The organism is Propionispira arboris (genome assembly GCF_900109225.1).
GTDB classification, from domain to species: Bacteria; Bacillota; Negativicutes; order Selenomonadales; family Selenomonadaceae; genus Propionispira; species Propionispira arboris.
Genome location: NZ_FNZK01000008.1, coordinates 145,178 through 162,816 on the forward strand (window position 1 = coordinate 145,178; position 17,639 = coordinate 162,816).

Sequence of the window (17,639 nt, forward strand, 5' to 3'; positions counted from 1 at the left end):
AAAGGAGCAATACGTATGCTTATACCTGGATTCGTATGATCAAATGTTTAGAAGTTGCAGACTAAAAAAGTAGGAAAGGACAGATGAAACCATGAATATTATTGGAATTGCGGCATGTGTTGCGGGAATTGCTCACACGTATATTGCCAAAGAAAAACTGACAAAGGCTGCTGAGAAAAGAGGCCATACAATTCATATAGAAACGCAGGGACAGATTGGCACAGAAGATGAACTTACTGCTGAACAGATAAAAATATCAGATGTGGTTATTTTAGCAGTAGATACATCGATTAAAGGACGTGATCGTTTTGCAGGAAAAAAAATAGTCGAGGTTTCCACAGAGGTAGTAATTCATTCAGCCGGAAATTTGATTAAGCATATTGAAGAGAATATTAAAGCTTAGTTTAGTAAGAAAAGTTGAAAGGATGATATTATTTTGAAAAATCTAAATATAAAGAAAAATCTAATGACAGCAATATCTTATTTGATTCCATTTGTTTGTTGTTCTGGTATGCTGATGGTTATCGGTAACATTAGTGGAGGACAGGGCATCAAGGATTTTAATGGAAGTATGTCGGTCGCAGATGTTTTATTTACGTTAGGTGGAGATGGATTAGGCCTTTTAGCGGTATTTATTTCGATGTTTATCTCTTATGCTATAGCTGATAGAGCAGGTATTGTACCAGGGTTTTTACTTGGTATCTTATGTAAGGAATATGGTTATGGATTTTTAGGTGGGCTTTTTGCAGGGTTTATGACAGGCTATTTAGCAAATTATCTTAAAAATGCAATTAGGCTGCCTGCTTGGTTTGAAGGAATTAAACCAATGCTTATACTGCCGTTTCTTACGACATTAATCGTTGCGCTTCTTATGCGCTATGTGGTGGGAATTCCAATTCATGCTTTACAGGATTTCATAGGTTATACGCTCACTAGCATGCAGGGCGGCTCTATCATTGTACTTGGAATTGTTGTTGGTATATTGTCAGCTGTTGATTATGGTGGACCAATTAATAAGGTTGTATTTGTTTTTTGCTTAGGTTTAGTTTCAGAAGGCTACACGACGCCGATGAATGCTTTGATTTCTGCTTCCATGATTGCACCATTAGGTCTTACTATTTGTTATTTTTTGAGTCGGCTGTTTAAACGCGACATATTTTCTGATGAAGAAGCCAATGCTTTGAAAAGTGCATTTATTATGGGATGCTGCCAAATTACAGAAGGATCTTACCCGATTATTCTTAATGATTTAATACGAATTACAATTTGTACAGCGATTGGTGCTGCGGTAAATGGAGCACTGGTATTCTATTGGGATTGCACTAACCCCATTGTTTGGGGAGGATTCTTTACGCTTCCAGGGCAAAATCATCCGGGACTTTGGGTTGCAGCACTGCTTATTGGTTCATTGGTATTTTCTATAATTTGCCTTTTGCTAAAGAGAAAACCGGTAACAAAAGAAAATGACGATGAGCAGGAATTGAATTTATCAAATGTTAAGATTTCGGGTTAATCAATATTCAATATTATTATATAGTGATTTCATATAAAGAATGGAGCTGGTCTCTTCTTATGTGAAATCCGAAAGGGGATTTTAATTATGTTAATATCTATGTCAAAAATGCTTAAGGTTGCCAAAAAAGGTCATTTTGCGGTAGGGGCATTTAATGTTTCTTCCAGCATGCTCATGCGTGCTGTGGTTGAAGAAGCAGAAGCTACGCAAACACCGGCAATCATTGCAATTCATCCAGATGAGCTGCAATTTATTACCAATGAATTTATTGCTTATGTATTGGAAAAAATTCATAGAAGTCCAATTCCCTTCGTTTTGCATCTGGATCATGGTGGGTCGCTTGCAGATGTGGAACGGGCGGTACATGCTGGCTTTAATTCGGTAATGATTGATGGTTCAAAACTACCATATGAGAAAAATATTGCTTTAGTTAAGCAAGTTGTTGATTTGATGCATCCAATTGGTGTAGCGGTTGAAGGAGAACTTGGAACGATTGGCGATACAGGCAACTCTATTGAAGGTGGTGCGACGAAAGTAATTTATACAAACCCGGAACAGGCCGTAAATTTTATTGAAAAAACAGGTGCTGACTCTTTGGCCGTTGCAATCGGCACGGCACATGGTATTTATCCAAAAGGGTTTAAGCCTGCGCTGCAAATGAATATTTTACGAGACATTGTAGAACGTACGGATTCACCGCTTGTTCTTCATGGAGGTTCAGCGAATCCAGACAATGAAATCGCACAAGCGGTTACGATAGGCATCCAAAAAATTAATATTTCCAGCGATATTAAGCATGCATTTTATGTAAAGTGTCGTGAAGTATTAAAAAATCAAGAATTGCGTGAACCTAATCAGATTTATCCAAAATGTATTGAAGCTACTAAGCATGTAGTTAGACAGAAAATGCAATTGTTTAACTCTATTGGTAAAAGTTCTAACTATTTTGCCGAGTAGTAAAAATAGTAAAAGTGGTGAAACGGATTGATAACGAATCAGAAGATTGGACAATTTAAAGGGAAAGATGTATATGCATATACTTTGACAAATCAAAATGGCATGTCATTAACAGCATTAAACTATGGCTGTGTAGTAAAAGAAATTCTTTTTATGGATAAAAACAAAAAAAAGAAAAATTGTGTACTCAGCTATAAAGACTTTGAAATGTATGAAAAAAATCCAATGTTTTTAGGAGCGACTATAGGCCGTGTTGCGGGCAGAATAAAAAATGCGGAATGTATTTTACCAAATGGCAAAAAATGTATTTTTGAAAAAAATGATGGAAATCAGCATCTTCATGGTGGAGAAAACGGCTTTTATCATCAATTTTGGAATGTACAAACAAAGAGTGAGAATGGAAGAGACCATATTATTTTTACTCGCAACGAAAAGGCTCATGACGGTTATCCGGGCAATTTGATAGTTTGTGTTAGTTATACTTTAGATGATCGAAACACATGGACTATAAACTATCATGTTGAATCTGATGAAATTAGCTTATGTAATATGACAAATCACAGCTATTTTCATCTTGATGATGATGATACGATTGACAAACATCTATTATATATTGATGCGGATCAAGCTCTGGAAGTCGATAAAGAAACAATGGCTACAGGAAAATATCTTTATGCTAAAACAGATCCTGCTTTTGATTTTTTGTTTCCCAGAGAGATCGGAACATATTTTTCTACAGGTCATTCACAACTTTCGCTGGTTGGAGGAGGATATGACCATGCGTTTCAGTTAAATAAAAAGGGAAAAGATGAAATTAGGTGTTATTCTTTAAAAAGTCGGATAGAAATCAGCGTAAGAACTACGGAAGAAGCCGTCGTTGTTTATACATGTAACAATGTCGATCCAACTGTACAGCTGGAAAACGGAGAAGCACGTCGCTATGGTGCGATAACTCTGGAAACGCAAGCACTGCCAGATAGAATCCATAGTGATAAACCGGGGCTGATTATTGTTTATCCTGACAAGCCCTATGATAGTCAGACAACCTATACATTTTCATTAATTTAATCATAAATTTTAGGGGGATTTTTTTATGAAACGGTCAGAAATTAACCATAGTATTGCATATATTATACAAAAAGTGCGGGACTTTAAGATTCCATTACCACCATTTGCATTCTACTCATCGGAAAATTGGAAGAATTTAACGAAAGATGAACGTGAGCTTGTAGATACGATGTTAGGATGGGGCATTACTGATTTTGGTAAAGGTGATTACAATAAATGTGGATTGGGAATCTTTACTTTTAGAAATGGCAGTCAGTCAGATCCTGAGACATATTCAAAGGTTTATTGCGAAAAATTATTATTTGTCCTGGATGGGCAGATGTTACCATATCATTTCCATTATTCAAAGATGGAAGATATCATTAATCGTGGTGGTGGCACATTGGAGATTACATTGTATAACTCCGATGAAAAAGAAGATTTTGCTAAAACCGATGTTACGGTTACTTTAGATGGTAAACAAATAACGGTTAAGGCTGGTTCTAAAATAACGCTTGAACCAGGGCAAAGCGTTACTCTTTTGCCGCGTCAATATCATTCGTGGAAGGGTATTGCGGGGACTGGTGATATCGCTGTATTTGAAGTATCGAAGGCAAACGATGATAATCTTGATAATCATTTTTATGATAAAACACCTTGGGTTCCACATGTAGAGGAGGATGAACCTATTCAATATTTGGTTTTTGATGATTATAAGAAATATGTCCAATTTTAAAATTTACTTATTTTAAGTACCTGCCATGTAGTATGAGCTTTGAAAAAACTTATATCACATGGCTATGCTTTTATCATATAAGGAGGAATGAATATGCAAATAGGAGTAGATACATTTATTTGGACGGAAGTATTTACTGAAAAAGATTTGTGGATTATAGAAAAAAGTGAAAAATTGGGATTTGAGGCAATTGATTTTGCTATTGCTCATCCAGAAACGTTTCCTACAGAACAAGTAATAGCAGAATTAAAAAAGACAAAACTCAAACCTGTAACGTCGACAACCCTAAATGCAGAAAATAGCCTTATTTCATCTGATCCTGCAGTACGGAGAAAAGGGATTGAGTCATTGAAGCGGCTGGTCGATATAAATAAGCTAATTGGGTCTGAAATTCTTGGTGGTGTAAACTATGCGGGTTGGGGCTGCCTTACAGGAAAGCCGCGTACAGAAGAAGAATGGAATCATTCAGTAAGTGCTATGCGCGAAATTGCTGAATATGCTATTCAAGTACATCCTAAAATGAAAATTTGCGTAGAGCCCGTCAACCGTTTTGAGACGCATTTTATCAATACGGCAGAAGATGGTGTAAGATATTGCAAAGCAGTAGGAACTGGAAATATGGGGGTACATTTGGACTGTTTCCATATGATTAGAGAAGAGACAAGCTATACTGAAGCTGTAGAAACTTGTGGAAAAGAATACTTGGGCTATGTACATGTTTGTGAAAATAATAGGGGAATTCCAGGTACAGGACTTGTGCCGTTTGCGGAATTTTTTACAGCATTAAAAAAAATAGGTTATACAGGACCGTGTGTAATTGAATCTTTTGATCCCGGATTTGAAGAATTAAATGCGCAATGTGCAATTTGGCGAAAATTTGCAGATACTGGCGAGGAATTAGCAATTAAAGGTTTGGCTAATTTGAAGAAAATTGCTAAGCAAGTAGGAGCTTGAACTATCAGGTAAAATTTAAAGGAGAGGAGGAAATATGGTGCAGAGAATATTAAATGATCCTGATAACATTGTCGATGAAATGATATCCGGTTTTTTGAAGACACATAAAGACATCGTGGAAGCAACGGAGAATAACCGAGTAATCAAAGCAAAAAATATTCCGAAGGATAAGGTGGGTATTATCACCGGAGGTGGCAGTGGTCATAAACCTGCTTTTATTGGTTATGTCGGAAAAAATATGTGTGATGCAGTTGCAGTAGGGGAGGTCTTTTCGTCACCGACTGCAATGGCTTTTTTAGATGCGGCGAAAGCCGTAGATCAGAAAAAAGGCGTCGCCTGTTTATATGGAAATTATTCAGGTGATAATATGAATGTAAAAATGGCTATAAAAATGGCTATAAAACAGGGCATAACAATAAAAAGTGTTATAGCGAATGACGATGTTGCTTCTGCCCCAAAGAACCAGAGAGAAAAGCGCCGGGGGGTAGCAGGCGAAATCTTGATGTGGAAAATAGGTGGTGCTAAAGCGGCACAGGGTGGCAATTTAGATGAAGTGATAGCGGCAGCGCAAAAGGCGATCGATTCAACGCGAAGTGTAGGAATTGGTCTTTCTCCTTGTACTTTACCAGCAGCGGGACATCCTAATTTCGAAATAAAACCAGGTATGATGGAAATGGGTATTGGTCATCATGGGGAACCAGGGATGGAGATATGTTCATTGAAAACAGCGAAGGAAATTGCTGAAAAAATGATCAATATTGTTATACCAGACTATCCGTTTAAAGAACAGGATGAGGTCGTTGTTCTTGTATCTGGTCTTGGTGCTACGCCAGTCATGGAACTCTATGTTTTATACAATGAAATCGAAAAACTCATTAAGACAAAAAATATTATAATTTATAAAGCTTATGTGGGTAACTACTTTACATCACTTGAGATGAAGGGAGCTACTTTGACTATAATGAAATTAGATCAAGAATTAAAAAAACTTATTGATATGCCAGCTTACACTATGGGGCTCAAGCAGAAATAGGGGTAAAGATGATGAATGTATTTGAAAATAAAAAAGGCAAAATCATTTTGCTTAAAATGGTAAAAACTATTCAGGAAAATAAAGTGTATTTGGGTGATCTGGATGGGCTTATCGGTGACGGAGATCATGGGATGAATATGAATAAAGGGTTTTCGCTCTTCGAAAAAAGATATTGTAAGAATGATTTTAGCTTCACGGATGGACTGAAAAATCTGGGAATGCTTCTTATGAATGAAATCGGCGGGTCTATGGGACCAATTTATGGAACTGTTTTTATAGGAATGGCTGAAGCTGGCGAAAATTTGGAAACGATATCATTGGAGGATTTTAGTAAGATTTTGGAAGCTGGGTATAATGGACTTATGGAAATTGTTGAAGCGAGAGCTGGCGATAAAACCTTGGTCGATACGCTTTTTCCAACATTAAAAAGTCTAAAAACAGATGTGGTGTTAGGCGTAGATTTTGTTGTCGCACTGGACAAAATGAAAGCCGCTGCAAAACAAGGCAGCGAGTCAACAAAAGATATGGTCGCTAGATATGGTCGCTCAAGCAGACTAGGTGAAAGAAGCAGAGGCGTACTTGACACTGGATCGGTCTCTTGTTATCTGATCCTGGCAGCTATGGCAGATGGAATTAAGGAAATATTAAAAGAGTTGTAACACAAACATTACAATGATTTTACAATTGAATTATAGTGCATTGTTTAGTAATTAGGGAATAAAGAATGAAATGGTCAGGATAAAGTTGGTAATTGCACAGGATCAATACAGAATAAAGTTTGATTTTAGATTACTTATTAAGAAGAGAGTAAAATCAGATTGAATTAGTTCATTTACATGGATAAATATTGGTTGTGGGCACTAAAAAAACCGTAGCAGTTTTTCGCTGGTACGGTTTTTTGTTTTTTATAATAAGAGTAATTGTTTTTTCCAATAGGTTAAATCTACATCACTAAGGGGAAGCTCAATGGGGGTGGGATTGCCTTTGTACTGGAAGGATATTTTTATTTGTTTTGCTGCCGCAATTTCTTTTTGGATTTGCGGTGGGAAGTCGACGATTAGATGGTTGGTATATTTGAAGCTATTCACATTACTGAAATCTTGGAGGGAATAAGTAGGTGCTTGCGATGCTGTTTCGAAGGCATCAAGCTGGTATTCTTTCCCATCAATGTCAATTCGACAAAAACTTTCGAGTGGCTGTTTTGAGAATCTAAAATCAAGCAGCGACAAAGTTACTTGACTGATCTTGTTTGTGGATGGATCAATGATACTGCGGAAATCAATATTGCAGTAGGCTGACAGATTGCTGGCGGAACGGTTGTCGTAGGAGCTGCGATAAGCAAAACTTCCTAAAGAAGCAAGAATCAGGATGATAATGAGGGTTCTGATAAATTTACGCATGAAATACCACCTTCAGTATGATTTAAATCGCCAAATGTAATGACGTTCGTCCGATGTTAAAAAGAATAGTATATTTATTTTATCATAAACCAGTAGATTTGCGGTTGAATTTGTTATAATAAATGCAGAATATATTATATATAATGCAATTTATATAGGAGAGCAGGAGGGAAAGCTTTTTGATGAAGATAGGTTGTCATTTGTCGGTGGCAAAAGGTTTTAAACATATGGGAGAGGAAGCGCTGCAGATAGGTGGTAACACCTTCCAGTTTTTTACTCGTAATCCTCGCGGCGGGAAGGCCAAAGCTCTTGATTTGGAGGATTTGCAACAATTTAAAGAATTGGCGAAAGCTAATCAATTCGCCACGATTTTGGCACATGCACCTTATACATTAAATGCGTGTTCGGCAAGTGAAGCGACCCGGCAATTTGCCTGGAGGATGTTCGCAGATGATTTGCAGAGAATGGAACAGATTCCCAATAGTTTCTATAACTTTCATCCAGGAAGTCATATTGGGCAAGGAATAGAAGCTGGTATCAAGTTGATTTCAGAAATGCTCAATCAAACTTTGACGGTGGAGCTGAAGACGATGGTGCTGCTTGAAACCATGGCGGGGAAAGGAAGCGAAGTTGGCAGCCGGTTTGAAGAATTACGCGAAATTATGGATCGGGTTCAATACAGTGACAAGCTGGGAGTTTGCCTTGATACCTGTCATGTCTATGATGCCGGATATGATCTTGTGAATGATTTAGATGGTGTACTTGAAAAATTTGATCGAATCATTGGTCTGGATAAACTCAAGGCAATTCATTTGAATGATAGTAAGAATCCGTTTGCCAGCCATAAAGATCGACATGAAAAAATTGGACAGGGATCAATTGGCGAGCAAGCAATTTTTGCTTTAATCAATCATCCGCAGTGCCGACATCTGCCATTTTTTTTGGAAACACCGAATGAATTATCTGGTTACCAGGCAGAAATTCTTTTGTTGAAAAATGCTTATCGGGAAGTTTGAGCAGGCCTATTTGTGGTTTTTGTATAAAATGAGCTTTTCTTTTTAGAAAAGGGCTCATTTTATTTTTTGACGCGATTCATTACAATGAGACAGGATCGTCAGTCGTTGACAGCTTATTTCTTTTGCAGTATAATCAAATACATTACTTAACTAGTTAACTATTTATTTAGTAGAGCATAAAAAATATTAGCAGAGTGCAGCTTCCTGCGTATGTGTTTTTTGTCGAATGATAATTTAATAGTTAACTAGTTAATTATTAACAAGGGAAGCTTAAAAAGCTTAGTTAAAGGAGAAATAAATGGAAAAGATAAATTTATGGACAAAAAATTTCATCGCTTTGGTATGTTCGAATGCATTATTATTTGGTGGATTTCATATTTTACTGCCGACATTGCCGCTTTACGCTGCAGCAAATGGAGCAACTGGAGCAGAAATTGGCATTATCACGGGTGTTTTTGGTTTTTCAGCTATTTTTATTCGATTGTTTACGGATTTAGGGGTTAGTACGGTAGGAAAGAAAAATTGCTTGTATTTGGGACTGGGTATATCAGTCTTTTGTACAATTGGTTACGCGCTCTTTAATTCGGTTAATGAAATGATTGCTTTGCGCGTTTTGCATGGATTTGGTTTTGGGTTGACAACGACTTTTTCGGCGGTTATTGCCGCTGATATTATACCAGCTTCGCGGCGCGGGGAAGGTATCGGCTATTTTGGCTTGGGAAGTACCGCTGCCATGGCTTTAGCACCGGCAGCCGGGGTGCTGTTGATTACAGATTATGGTTTTGTGCCGATGTTTTTGATTGCGGCTTTGGCTTCAGGATTGGCTATTTTGGGAACAAAATTATGTACGGTGCCCAAATTTGTACCCGATGAAAAAAAATCAGTCGTCAATATATCATTACTGGATAAGCTGTTTGAAAAAGGAACGGGGATACCAGCTTTACTTACGATGCTGTTTGGGATTAGCTACGGGAGTATCAATACCTTTATTGCGATGTTGGCACATGAAGCACAGATACCAAATGCCGGATATTTTTTTATCGTGGGAACTTTATGCGTGTTTATTTCACGACCAATTGGCGGTCGTATTTTTGATAGCAAAGGTGCTGCCTGGATTATACTGCCAGGGGCTGTTTTGTTATTTGCGGCATTGTTAGTCCTGATTCAGACGACAACGTTGACTATGCTGCTTAGTGCTGCGGTTTTATATGGACTTGGGGGTGGATTTTTGCTTCCGGCATTAATGACTTGGATGCTGAATTTAGTCAGACCAAGCCGCCGCAGTGGAGCGAGTGCTACTTTTTATAATATGTTGGATGTGGGAACGAGCGCGGGGGCGATTGGTCTTGGTGCGATTGCGGGTGATGTTGGTTTTATCAATATGTATAAGTATTCGGCAGGGGCAATGGTATTGTTTTTGATTCTATTTATTTTGCAGTGGTTATTGAAACCAAAAAAACAAGCGGTGGTCGAAGTGGAAGAAAATATGGATTGATTTTGCAAAAAAATTGCATTCTGTTTGCTTGTCTGTTATAAATTAGACAAGAGGGAGTGATTATTATTCAACCAGTAGAGCAAACGCAAAATTTAGAAACATCGGATCGATTGATGCATCAACTTTATCAAACGACACGTGCTATATCAAAAAATTTAAATTATTTGCTAGGTGAGTACGGGATTTTCAGTTCCGAGTGGACGATTCTTAAAATGATTAAAGAAAAGGGCAATATGTCACAAGTTGCTTTATCAAGTTATTTGAATATTGAACCAGCAGCTATTTCAAAAAGTCTCGTTAAATTAGAAAAAAAAGGTTTTATTGAACGCAAGGTAGGTACGGATAAAAGGGAGAAAAATATATATTTGACGGCAATAGCCCTTGAGCAGTATCCAGACTTGATTCAGATTGTAGCAAAGCATCGTGAACAAACATTGGCTGCTTTATCACAATCACAGCAACAGGAGCTAATTGCTTTATTGAAAACCATGTATGCAAATACGCTTGCTAAATAAAAGAAAATCAAAGGATTGTATGGCTATAGCGTGCCAGAGGTGATATGATATTCTTGTTTGAAGTTAGGGGAATTTTAAATTATTTTAAAAGAACTTAAAGGAATGATATGATATGGTCCATAAATTTAATCCAGCCAATCAGCATAAATTGGATAATCCCGAACGTCGTAAACTTCTGCCGCCGGAAGAAACTTTGTCGCGGTTTGGTTTAGCGGAAGGCGACAGCATTGCCGATATTGGTTGCGGCACGGGCTATTTTACGTTATCGGCGGCTCGCGTAGTAGGTACGCAAGGGAAGGTCTATGCTTTAGATATTATGCCAGAAATGCTTGAAATAGCCAGGGCTAAAGCCAAAGAGAAAAATTTCAAGAATATAGAATTCATTGAGACGAAGGAAACTGATTTTATTTTGCCGGATGCAGCGGTAGAGCGCGCCTTGGCTTGCTTGGTTGTTCATGAAGCAGATGACCCAATTGCTTTTTTTCAGGAAGTGAAACGGATTCTACAAATCGGGGGGCATTTTTACATTATTGAATGGACTAGGCAGGAAAATAGTAAAATGGGACCACCGCTGGAACATCGAATTGATGGTAAGGCTTTAGCTACTGTACTCGAACAGGCTGGGTTTCAGAATGTTGAACAGTTTGAACTTAATTCAGAAATGTATGCAATTATAGTTAAAAAATGATACATAAAAACAGCCACAGGATTCTTAGATTGAAGAGTCTTGTGGCTGCTTTTTAATTATACAAAATGCTGATGTCAAAGGATTGGTCAGTGGCTGTATAAAGTGATAGTATTGTATGTTTGCCAATCCAGGTACAAGTCGTATGATTTTTCGTTTGAACAATACTTGGCGGCCCATAAAGATTCGTCAAATAAGTCTGTATCGTTGCAAAGTCTGCTATAGCTAAATGACTCATGAACATTGCTACATAGCCTGTGGAGGATAGTCCTTTGATTTCGACATATGGGGGAATCATCTTGTTTGGGAGGTAATCATCATATTGATAGGCGTATACATCAAGAACCGTGTAGGTGCTGATGCCAGAATCATTAGGAATGTCAGTAAGCTCAAGGCTGGGCATTAGGGTGATATCTGTTCCCCAGTTAAAGCCGCCGGCACCAGATGGAATATCGAGCGAAGCGGCTTGTGTTATAGTCGTGATTTGTAAAAACATCAGCATAAGAATCATACACATAACTTTTTTCATGGTAAGGACCCTCCTTTTATTTGTGATGCGAATCCAATACTTTTTGTTCTTTTATTATAGCAGATATTTGGAATGAAAAATTATTCTTCATAAAAATAAACGCTCTGTAAATGTTTCAATTACAGAGCGTTTATTATATACATTCTTCTTTAATTGGCAGGAGTTTTAAGAAGCTTTTTAGTCGAATTTGGCGTGTGTAAAATCCAATAGACGATACCAAGTACTAACAGGCTGACTAAGTACACACTGGCGTCCATCAAAGGTACGCCTTCTGTGCTGATGACCAGTAGTTTACGAACAAATGCCGCGATGGCAACTTCAATAAAAATGGAAACTTGTATTCGTTCTCCCATAAGAGAGCGCACCTCGGAATGCAGCAGTTCAGATAATGTCCACAAAACTAAAAGTGAACCCAATGCATGGATTGTACCTGTAGCTAAATTGCCATTGAAAAAAATATTATAGATATCAGTGGCAAAAATGACAAGTGTGAGTATAACTGTGATCATGAGTGCGATGCTAAATAGAACATGCAGGGCCCGAATGAAGTGGTTGATATATTTGGCAATGATCATTTCAAATTGATGACTTTCTTCTAGTTGATTTTTGTTAAAATTCATAGCGTATCCTCTTTTACAATCATTCTTATTTAATAATAATTAAAAATTCATTAGTACTATTATAGTTCATTTTATGATATTTTTCTACTGCTTCGTTTTCTATTTTAGTGAATCGGTAAGCTTCTCGGTTGGTTTGGATGTTTTTTGTTGACTTTGTGATGATAAATATTGTAGTATAAGCGTATAATCGTATAAGCGATTATACGCTTATACTACAATGAGGTGTGCGGATGGAAAATTTAGTAGATGTTTTAAAAGCATTATCGGATGAAACGCGACTGCGAATTTTGAATTTATTATATGAACAAGAACTTTGCGTTTGCGACGTGATGGAAACTTTGCAGATTTCACAGGCGAAGGCTTCGCGTCATTTAATTTATTTGAAAAATGCGGGATTGATCACCGATCGAAAATATGCACAGTGGGCATATTATTCTTTGCTAAAAACGACAGATTTAAAATTTATTGATCATTTGATTTATGATACTTTGCGAAACTTGAGTCTCTATCAGCAGGATTTAGAAAATCAGGAAAAATGGCGAATGGGTAAAGCCGATTTTTGTGATCGTTATGAAGTCAAACACAAGCAATTTAGTATATGAGGGAGTGATATTAAAATGAGGATTATTATTATAGGATCTGTGGCGGCAGGAACATCAGTTGCGGCGAAAGCGCGCCGCAATAATTTAGATGCTGAGATTGTCATTTATGAAAAAGACCAAGATATTTCATATTCCGCTTGTGGACTGCCTTATTATATTGGTGAAGACTATATTGAAAGAGGTCAGCTAAGTCCCCGAGATCCGCTTTGGTTTAAAAAACGCTTTGCAATTGATATTTTTACGGGGCATGAAGTTTTGAGCTTAGATGTAAAAGAGCAAACATTGCAGGTTGAAAATTTACAGACGGGTGCAGTTTTTTCAGATGAATATGATGTTTTAGTTTTAGCGACAGGAGCGAATGCTGTATCTCCGCCGATTGAGGGTAAAGATGCTGATCATGTATTTTATTTGCGAAATATTGTGAGTGCCGATAAAATCAAAACATATATCCAAGATAAAAAGCCAAAGACCGCGGTAGTCGTTGGTAGTGGTTTCATCGGACTTGAAGTCGCTGAAAACTTGAGTCGAAAAGGTATGAATGTTACGGTTGTTGAGGCGCTGCCAAAAGTTATGCCATCTTATGATGATGAAATGTCGATTCGCATAAAACAGGAATTACAGGAACATCAGGTTCAGGTATTTACCGATGAAAGAGTGCAGGTGATTGATGCATTGACTAAAACAGTGCGGACGGATCGTGGTCGCATATTGCCAGCAGATTTAGTCGTTCTTTCAGTTGGTGTTAAACCAGCGGTAGAACTTGCTCAAAAAGCGGGTATAAAACTTGGTGTTACGGGAGCCATTGCGGTTGATGCACGAATGGAAACTTCAATTGCAGGTATTTATGCGGTGGGAGATTGTGCGGAAAGTTATTTACTGATTGATGGCACACCGTGTTATCGACCAATGGGGTCAACGGCAAACAAAATGGGCCGGATTGCTGGTGATGTTATTACCGGTGGTGATTTGACATTTCGTGGCGTATTAGGTACTGGTATTGTACAAGTTTTTGATTTAAGCTGTGGTCAAACAGGCTATACAGAAACAGCCGCTAAAAAAGCCAGCTATGATGTAGAAGTTATTCATAATATAAAACCAAATCAGACTGAGTATTTTGCCGGAAGTTCAGAACTAATCATTAAGGCAGTCGCCGACAGGAAAACGCAAAAGCTACTGGGTGTGCAGATTATTGGTAAAAAAGGTGTAGATAAACGGCTGGATGTATTTGTGACGGCTATTACATTTGGGGCGAAAGTCGGCGATTTGGCACATCTGGATCTGGCGTATGCACCGCCGTTTGCTACGACCAAAGATCCGGTGATTTATACAGGCATGATATTAGATAATGCTTTGCGGCGTGGTCGCAAAATTATTACAGCCAAGATGCTTATGAACGATCGGGAGTCTTATACCGTCATTGATGTGAGAAGTAATAAAGATTTTGCTAAAGGTCATATTGATGGTGCTATCAATATACCATTAGCGGAGATTAAACATCAGGCAGGACAGTTTGCCAAAGATCAGGGTATAGTAGTTCATTGTAATAAAGGTGTAACGGGGAATGCGGCGCAAAATGTATTAATCAACCTGGGTTTTTCCAAGGTATATAATCTTTCGGGTGGTTATAAAGAATATAAAATTGAGCAGGGTTTGTAAAGAAACGATTGCCATATAGAATATTTAATGCAACTTATAGAGAAAAAAGGTGGTGCAATATATGATTACAAAATCGATTTTAAATCCAGATTCGCTATTGGTCATAGATGAATCCAGTAAAATGTCTTATTATGGTTGCGACCAGGATTGGTATAAAACACAGTGGCAGCGTGCCTCTGGTTGTGGACCATCCGTGGCTTGCAATATTATGTTTTATTTGACGAATACGGATCAAGATAAAATGCCAAAAGAAAATTGGCTGAAGCGTATGGAAGAAAGCTGGCGGTATGTCACCCCGACAGTGCGAGGCATCTCGTCGAGCAAGCTTTTTTGTAAATTGATGGCAGATTATATTGATGCGAAGGGTTTAGCTTTTGATTTTTCGCGATTTGAGGTGGCAGCAGTGCCTTCTTCACGACCGCCCATCAAGCAACTTATTCATTTTATTGAGGATGCATTGGTTCAGGATATGCCAGTTGCTTTTTTGAATTTATCGAATGGAAAAGTCGAAAATCTCGATTCATGGCATTGGGTAACGGTTGTAGCCATTTCTTATGAAGAAAAGGGTAGTGCGGCTTTTGTAAAAGTATTTGATAGTGGTGAAGTGAAAAAGATTGATTTGTTACTATGGTACAAATCGACGATTTTAGGTGGCGGGTTCGTGTCTTTAGCTCATAAAGAAAAGGCACAGGTAGCTGTTTGAAGTTGACATTTCTTAAAACGGATGATAAAGTATGTGAGTATATCACAAATTGAATATTGAATTTCGTATGAAGATAATGGGAGAGCGATTTTAGAATCCGCCGAAGATGTTATGCTTTCAGGCAAAAGGACCGTTATTGGACGAAACTCTGGAGAGCCTCAATAGAGCACCGAAGGAGCAAGCTGATTTTAATAAATTAGTGAATCTCTCAGGTAAAAGGACAGAGCAAATGAATTGTTGTATTTTTTGAGGCCAAATTTATATATTTGGCCTCTTTCTGTATTTTTGCGAGAGGTCTCCATTCATGTATGGAGGGAAGTATGTGGGTAGTTTAACTGTAAATTTATAACGGAATTATAAAGCTTTTTATGGGTAGCTATAAAAAGCTAAAATGGTAATATTTCGAAAGGTGGAATCTATATATGGCAGAAAATGAAAATTTATCGAGAGGATTAAAAAATCGTCATGTACAATTATTGGCGATTGGCGGTGCCATTGGTACGGGATTATTTCTAGGTTCAGGCAGGTCCATTCATTTGGCAGGTCCATCTATTTTATTTGCGTATATGATAACCGGGGTAATTTGCTTTTTTGTTATGCGTGCCTTGGGAGAACTGTTGCTCTCTAATTTACAGTATCGTTCTTTTGTCGATTTTGTTCGTGAATATTTGGGCAATGGGGCGGCATTCATTACGGGCTGGACTTATTGGTTTTGCTGGATTTCCCTGGCAATGGCTGATGTAACAGCGGCGGGGCTTTACATACAATATTGGTTTCCTGATATCGCTCAATGGGTACCAAGTTTGATCATTTTGATCATTTTACTGCTCATGAACCTGACTGCCGTAAAATTGTTTGGTGAAATGGAATTTTGGTTTGCCTTGATTAAGGTTATAGCGATTGTATCTCTCATTGCAATCGGTCTCATTATGGTTTTTAAAGTGTTTTCTACCGATGTTGGGGTATCGAGCTTTACAAATCTTTGGACTCATGGCGGCTGGTTCCCAAACGGGGCGGGTGGTTTTGTTCTTTCGTTTCAAATGGTTGTATTTGCGTTTACAGGGATTGAATTAGTAGGTTTAACAGCTGGGGAAACGGAAAATCCAGAACATGTTGTTCCACAAGCGATTAACAATATTCCAATTCGTATTATTCTTTTCTATATTGGAGCACTTTTTGTTATTATGAGTATTTATCCATGGAATTCAATCAGTCCGGATAAAAGCCCTTTTGTCCAGGTCTTTGCTGCAGTCGGAATTGGCGCTGCCGCAACGATTGTAAATTTTGTTGTACTGACATCCGCGGCGTCGGCTTGTAACAGCGGTATTTTCAGCACGAGCCGCATGGTTTATTCATTGGCTAAAGAAAATAATGCACCAGCAGCCATGAGAAATTTAACTGTGAATCATGTGCCGGCGAATGCAACAATTTTTTCAGCGATTGTTATTTTGATTTCTGTTATTTTGAACTATATTATGCCGGAAGGTGTATTTGTCCTCATTACGAGTATATCAACCTTTTGCTTTATTTTTATATGGGCAATGATTGTTATCTGCCATTTGAAATATCGTAAAAAGAATCCAGCGCTTGCGGCTAAAAGTAAATTCAAAATGCCGCTCTATCCCGTCATCAACTATATTATCTTAGCTTTTTTTGCTTTTGTGCTTGTTGTATTGGCATTCAATGAAGAAACAAGGGTAGCTCTCTTTGTAACGCCGGTATGGTTTATGGTGCTTGGGGTGATTTATAAGATTATGAAAGAAAAAGAAAAAAATCAAGAAGATAGCCAAAGTAAGTTGGCTTAAAAAATAGTCTGGATGATCTCTATACAAAAAAAGGGGATGTGACAAAATGAGAAATCATTTTGTCCACATCCTCTTTTTCTATGCATATTGAGTAAACAAGCGGGCAATTACCTTAAAAAGGGTACACAACCCCTTTCCCCATAAAAACTGTTTTTCTACAGTTTATGCGGCTTTCTTCAAACGTAGTCTTTTATTGTGGTATTTATAAAGATTATGCCCGATAGAAACCAGGAAAATCTCTAAACGTACTTGTTCCATGCCTTTTCGAACGATTCTTTTGTACCAGCGGTTATTTTTCATGATGCCAAAAGTACCTTCGGATTGAATGGAGCGATTCATACGAAGAAGCGCTCCTTGAATACTTTCCAGGTTA

At 37.9% G+C, this 17,639-nt stretch carries 20 protein-coding genes and 2 riboswitches; of the genes, 16 read left to right on the forward strand and 4 right to left on the reverse strand.

What is annotated here, in order from left to right; translation table 11 throughout:
* Positions 1 to 91: 91 nt before the first annotated feature.
* The 8 genes from BMY14_RS09795 (at position 92) to dhaL (ending at position 6,899) form a co-directional block, all read left to right on the forward strand.
* Entirely contained in the window at positions 92 to 403 is a 312-nt protein-coding gene (locus BMY14_RS09795) for a PTS fructose transporter subunit IIB (RefSeq protein ID WP_026329205.1), read from the forward strand.
* 33 nt (positions 404 to 436) lie between these two features.
* Entirely contained in the window at positions 437 to 1,513 is a 1,077-nt protein-coding gene (locus BMY14_RS09800; RefSeq protein ID WP_091831287.1) for a PTS fructose transporter subunit IIC, read from the forward strand.
* Positions 1,514 to 1,600: 87 nt separating this feature from the next.
* Positions 1,601 to 2,470, forward strand: a complete 870-nt coding sequence (locus BMY14_RS09805; RefSeq protein WP_091831289.1) for a ketose-bisphosphate aldolase — start codon at positions 1,601 to 1,603, stop codon at positions 2,468 to 2,470.
* A 27-nt stretch (positions 2,471 to 2,497) separates the two neighbouring features.
* On the forward strand, positions 2,498 to 3,538 hold the full coding sequence (locus BMY14_RS09810; protein WP_091831291.1) for an aldose epimerase family protein: 1,041 nt from the start codon (positions 2,498 to 2,500) through the stop codon (positions 3,536 to 3,538).
* Positions 3,539 to 3,563: 25 nt separating this feature from the next.
* The gene (locus tag BMY14_RS09815) at positions 3,564 to 4,253 is read left to right on the forward strand and encodes a D-lyxose/D-mannose family sugar isomerase (protein ID WP_091831293.1); all 690 of its coding nucleotides are present in this window, start codon (positions 3,564 to 3,566) and stop codon (positions 4,251 to 4,253) included.
* A gap of 93 nt (positions 4,254 to 4,346) precedes the next feature.
* Positions 4,347 to 5,207 carry a sugar phosphate isomerase/epimerase family protein gene (locus tag BMY14_RS09820; protein ID WP_019552299.1) on the forward strand — a complete coding sequence of 287 codons (861 nt, stop codon included), beginning with the start codon at positions 4,347 to 4,349 and terminating at the stop codon, positions 5,205 to 5,207.
* A 34-nt stretch (positions 5,208 to 5,241) separates the two neighbouring features.
* Entirely contained in the window at positions 5,242 to 6,240 is a 999-nt protein-coding gene (locus BMY14_RS09825) for a dihydroxyacetone kinase subunit DhaK (RefSeq protein WP_218144893.1), read from the forward strand.
* Positions 6,241 to 6,248: 8 nt separating this feature from the next.
* Positions 6,249 to 6,899 (forward strand): dihydroxyacetone kinase subunit DhaL, encoded by a 651-nt coding sequence (gene dhaL, locus BMY14_RS09830; RefSeq protein WP_245741356.1) that lies wholly within the window; start codon positions 6,249 to 6,251, stop codon positions 6,897 to 6,899.
* Between the two features lie 246 nt (positions 6,900 to 7,145).
* Here the strand turns inward: dhaL and BMY14_RS09835 are convergent, their stop codons facing one another.
* Complete coding sequence (locus BMY14_RS09835) at positions 7,146 to 7,640, reverse strand: hypothetical protein (RefSeq protein WP_091831297.1); 495 nt, start codon at positions 7,638 to 7,640, stop codon at positions 7,146 to 7,148.
* A gap of 182 nt (positions 7,641 to 7,822) precedes the next feature.
* On the opposite strand from BMY14_RS09835, the gene BMY14_RS09840 reads away from it, so the two are divergent.
* The 4 genes from BMY14_RS09840 to BMY14_RS09855 all read left to right on the forward strand — a co-directional run bounded on the left by BMY14_RS09840 (position 7,823) and on the right by BMY14_RS09855 (position 11,354).
* Positions 7,823 to 8,656 (forward strand): deoxyribonuclease IV, encoded by an 834-nt coding sequence (locus tag BMY14_RS09840; RefSeq protein ID WP_218144894.1) that lies wholly within the window; start codon positions 7,823 to 7,825, stop codon positions 8,654 to 8,656.
* A 298-nt stretch (positions 8,657 to 8,954) separates the two neighbouring features.
* Positions 8,955 to 10,151: an MFS transporter gene (locus BMY14_RS09845; RefSeq protein ID WP_091831301.1), complete on the forward strand. Its 1,197-nt coding sequence runs from the start codon at positions 8,955 to 8,957 to the stop codon at positions 10,149 to 10,151.
* A 56-nt stretch (positions 10,152 to 10,207) separates the two neighbouring features.
* A complete protein-coding gene (locus tag BMY14_RS09850) occupies positions 10,208 to 10,666 on the forward strand; it encodes a MarR family winged helix-turn-helix transcriptional regulator (RefSeq protein ID WP_245741357.1) in 459 nt (152 codons plus the stop codon).
* Positions 10,667 to 10,778: 112 nt separating this feature from the next.
* Entirely contained in the window at positions 10,779 to 11,354 is a 576-nt protein-coding gene (locus BMY14_RS09855) for a class I SAM-dependent methyltransferase (protein ID WP_091831303.1), read from the forward strand.
* Between the two features lie 52 nt (positions 11,355 to 11,406).
* On the opposite strand, the gene BMY14_RS09860 is transcribed toward BMY14_RS09855, so the two are convergent.
* Together BMY14_RS09860 and BMY14_RS09865 are read right to left on the reverse strand one after the other, a co-directional pair.
* Positions 11,407 to 11,880, reverse strand: a complete 474-nt coding sequence (locus BMY14_RS09860; protein ID WP_091831305.1) for a hypothetical protein — start codon at positions 11,878 to 11,880, stop codon at positions 11,407 to 11,409.
* A gap of 149 nt (positions 11,881 to 12,029) precedes the next feature.
* On the reverse strand, positions 12,030 to 12,500 hold the full coding sequence (locus BMY14_RS09865) for a phosphate-starvation-inducible PsiE family protein (RefSeq protein WP_091831308.1): 471 nt from the start codon (positions 12,498 to 12,500) through the stop codon (positions 12,030 to 12,032).
* A 230-nt stretch (positions 12,501 to 12,730) separates the two neighbouring features.
* On the opposite strand from BMY14_RS09865, the gene BMY14_RS09870 reads away from it, so the two are divergent.
* The 4 genes from BMY14_RS09870 (at position 12,731) to BMY14_RS09885 (ending at position 17,266) form a co-directional block, all read left to right on the forward strand.
* Positions 12,731 to 13,102, forward strand: coding sequence for an ArsR/SmtB family transcription factor (locus BMY14_RS09870; protein ID WP_091831310.1), 372 nt, complete (start codon positions 12,731 to 12,733; stop codon positions 13,100 to 13,102).
* Positions 13,103 to 13,117: 15 nt separating this feature from the next.
* Positions 13,118 to 14,758 carry an FAD-dependent oxidoreductase gene (locus BMY14_RS09875; protein ID WP_091831312.1) on the forward strand — a complete coding sequence of 547 codons (1,641 nt, stop codon included), beginning with the start codon at positions 13,118 to 13,120 and terminating at the stop codon, positions 14,756 to 14,758.
* Between the two features lie 61 nt (positions 14,759 to 14,819).
* Positions 14,820 to 15,461: a hypothetical protein gene (locus BMY14_RS09880; RefSeq protein WP_091831314.1), complete on the forward strand. Its 642-nt coding sequence runs from the start codon at positions 14,820 to 14,822 to the stop codon at positions 15,459 to 15,461.
* Positions 15,462 to 15,528: 67 nt separating this feature from the next.
* A riboswitch (glycine riboswitch) is annotated at positions 15,529 to 15,604 on the forward strand.
* 3 nt (positions 15,605 to 15,607) lie between these two features.
* Positions 15,608 to 15,687, forward strand: a riboswitch (glycine riboswitch).
* Positions 15,688 to 15,883: 196 nt separating this feature from the next.
* Positions 15,884 to 17,266 (forward strand): amino acid permease, encoded by a 1,383-nt coding sequence (locus BMY14_RS09885; protein ID WP_091831316.1) that lies wholly within the window; start codon positions 15,884 to 15,886, stop codon positions 17,264 to 17,266.
* Between the two features lie 162 nt (positions 17,267 to 17,428).
* On the opposite strand, the gene BMY14_RS09890 is transcribed toward BMY14_RS09885, so the two are convergent.
* Positions 17,429 to 17,639 (reverse strand): transposase (locus BMY14_RS09890; protein ID WP_177177541.1); only part of this gene is annotated, 211 nt, incomplete at its 5' end.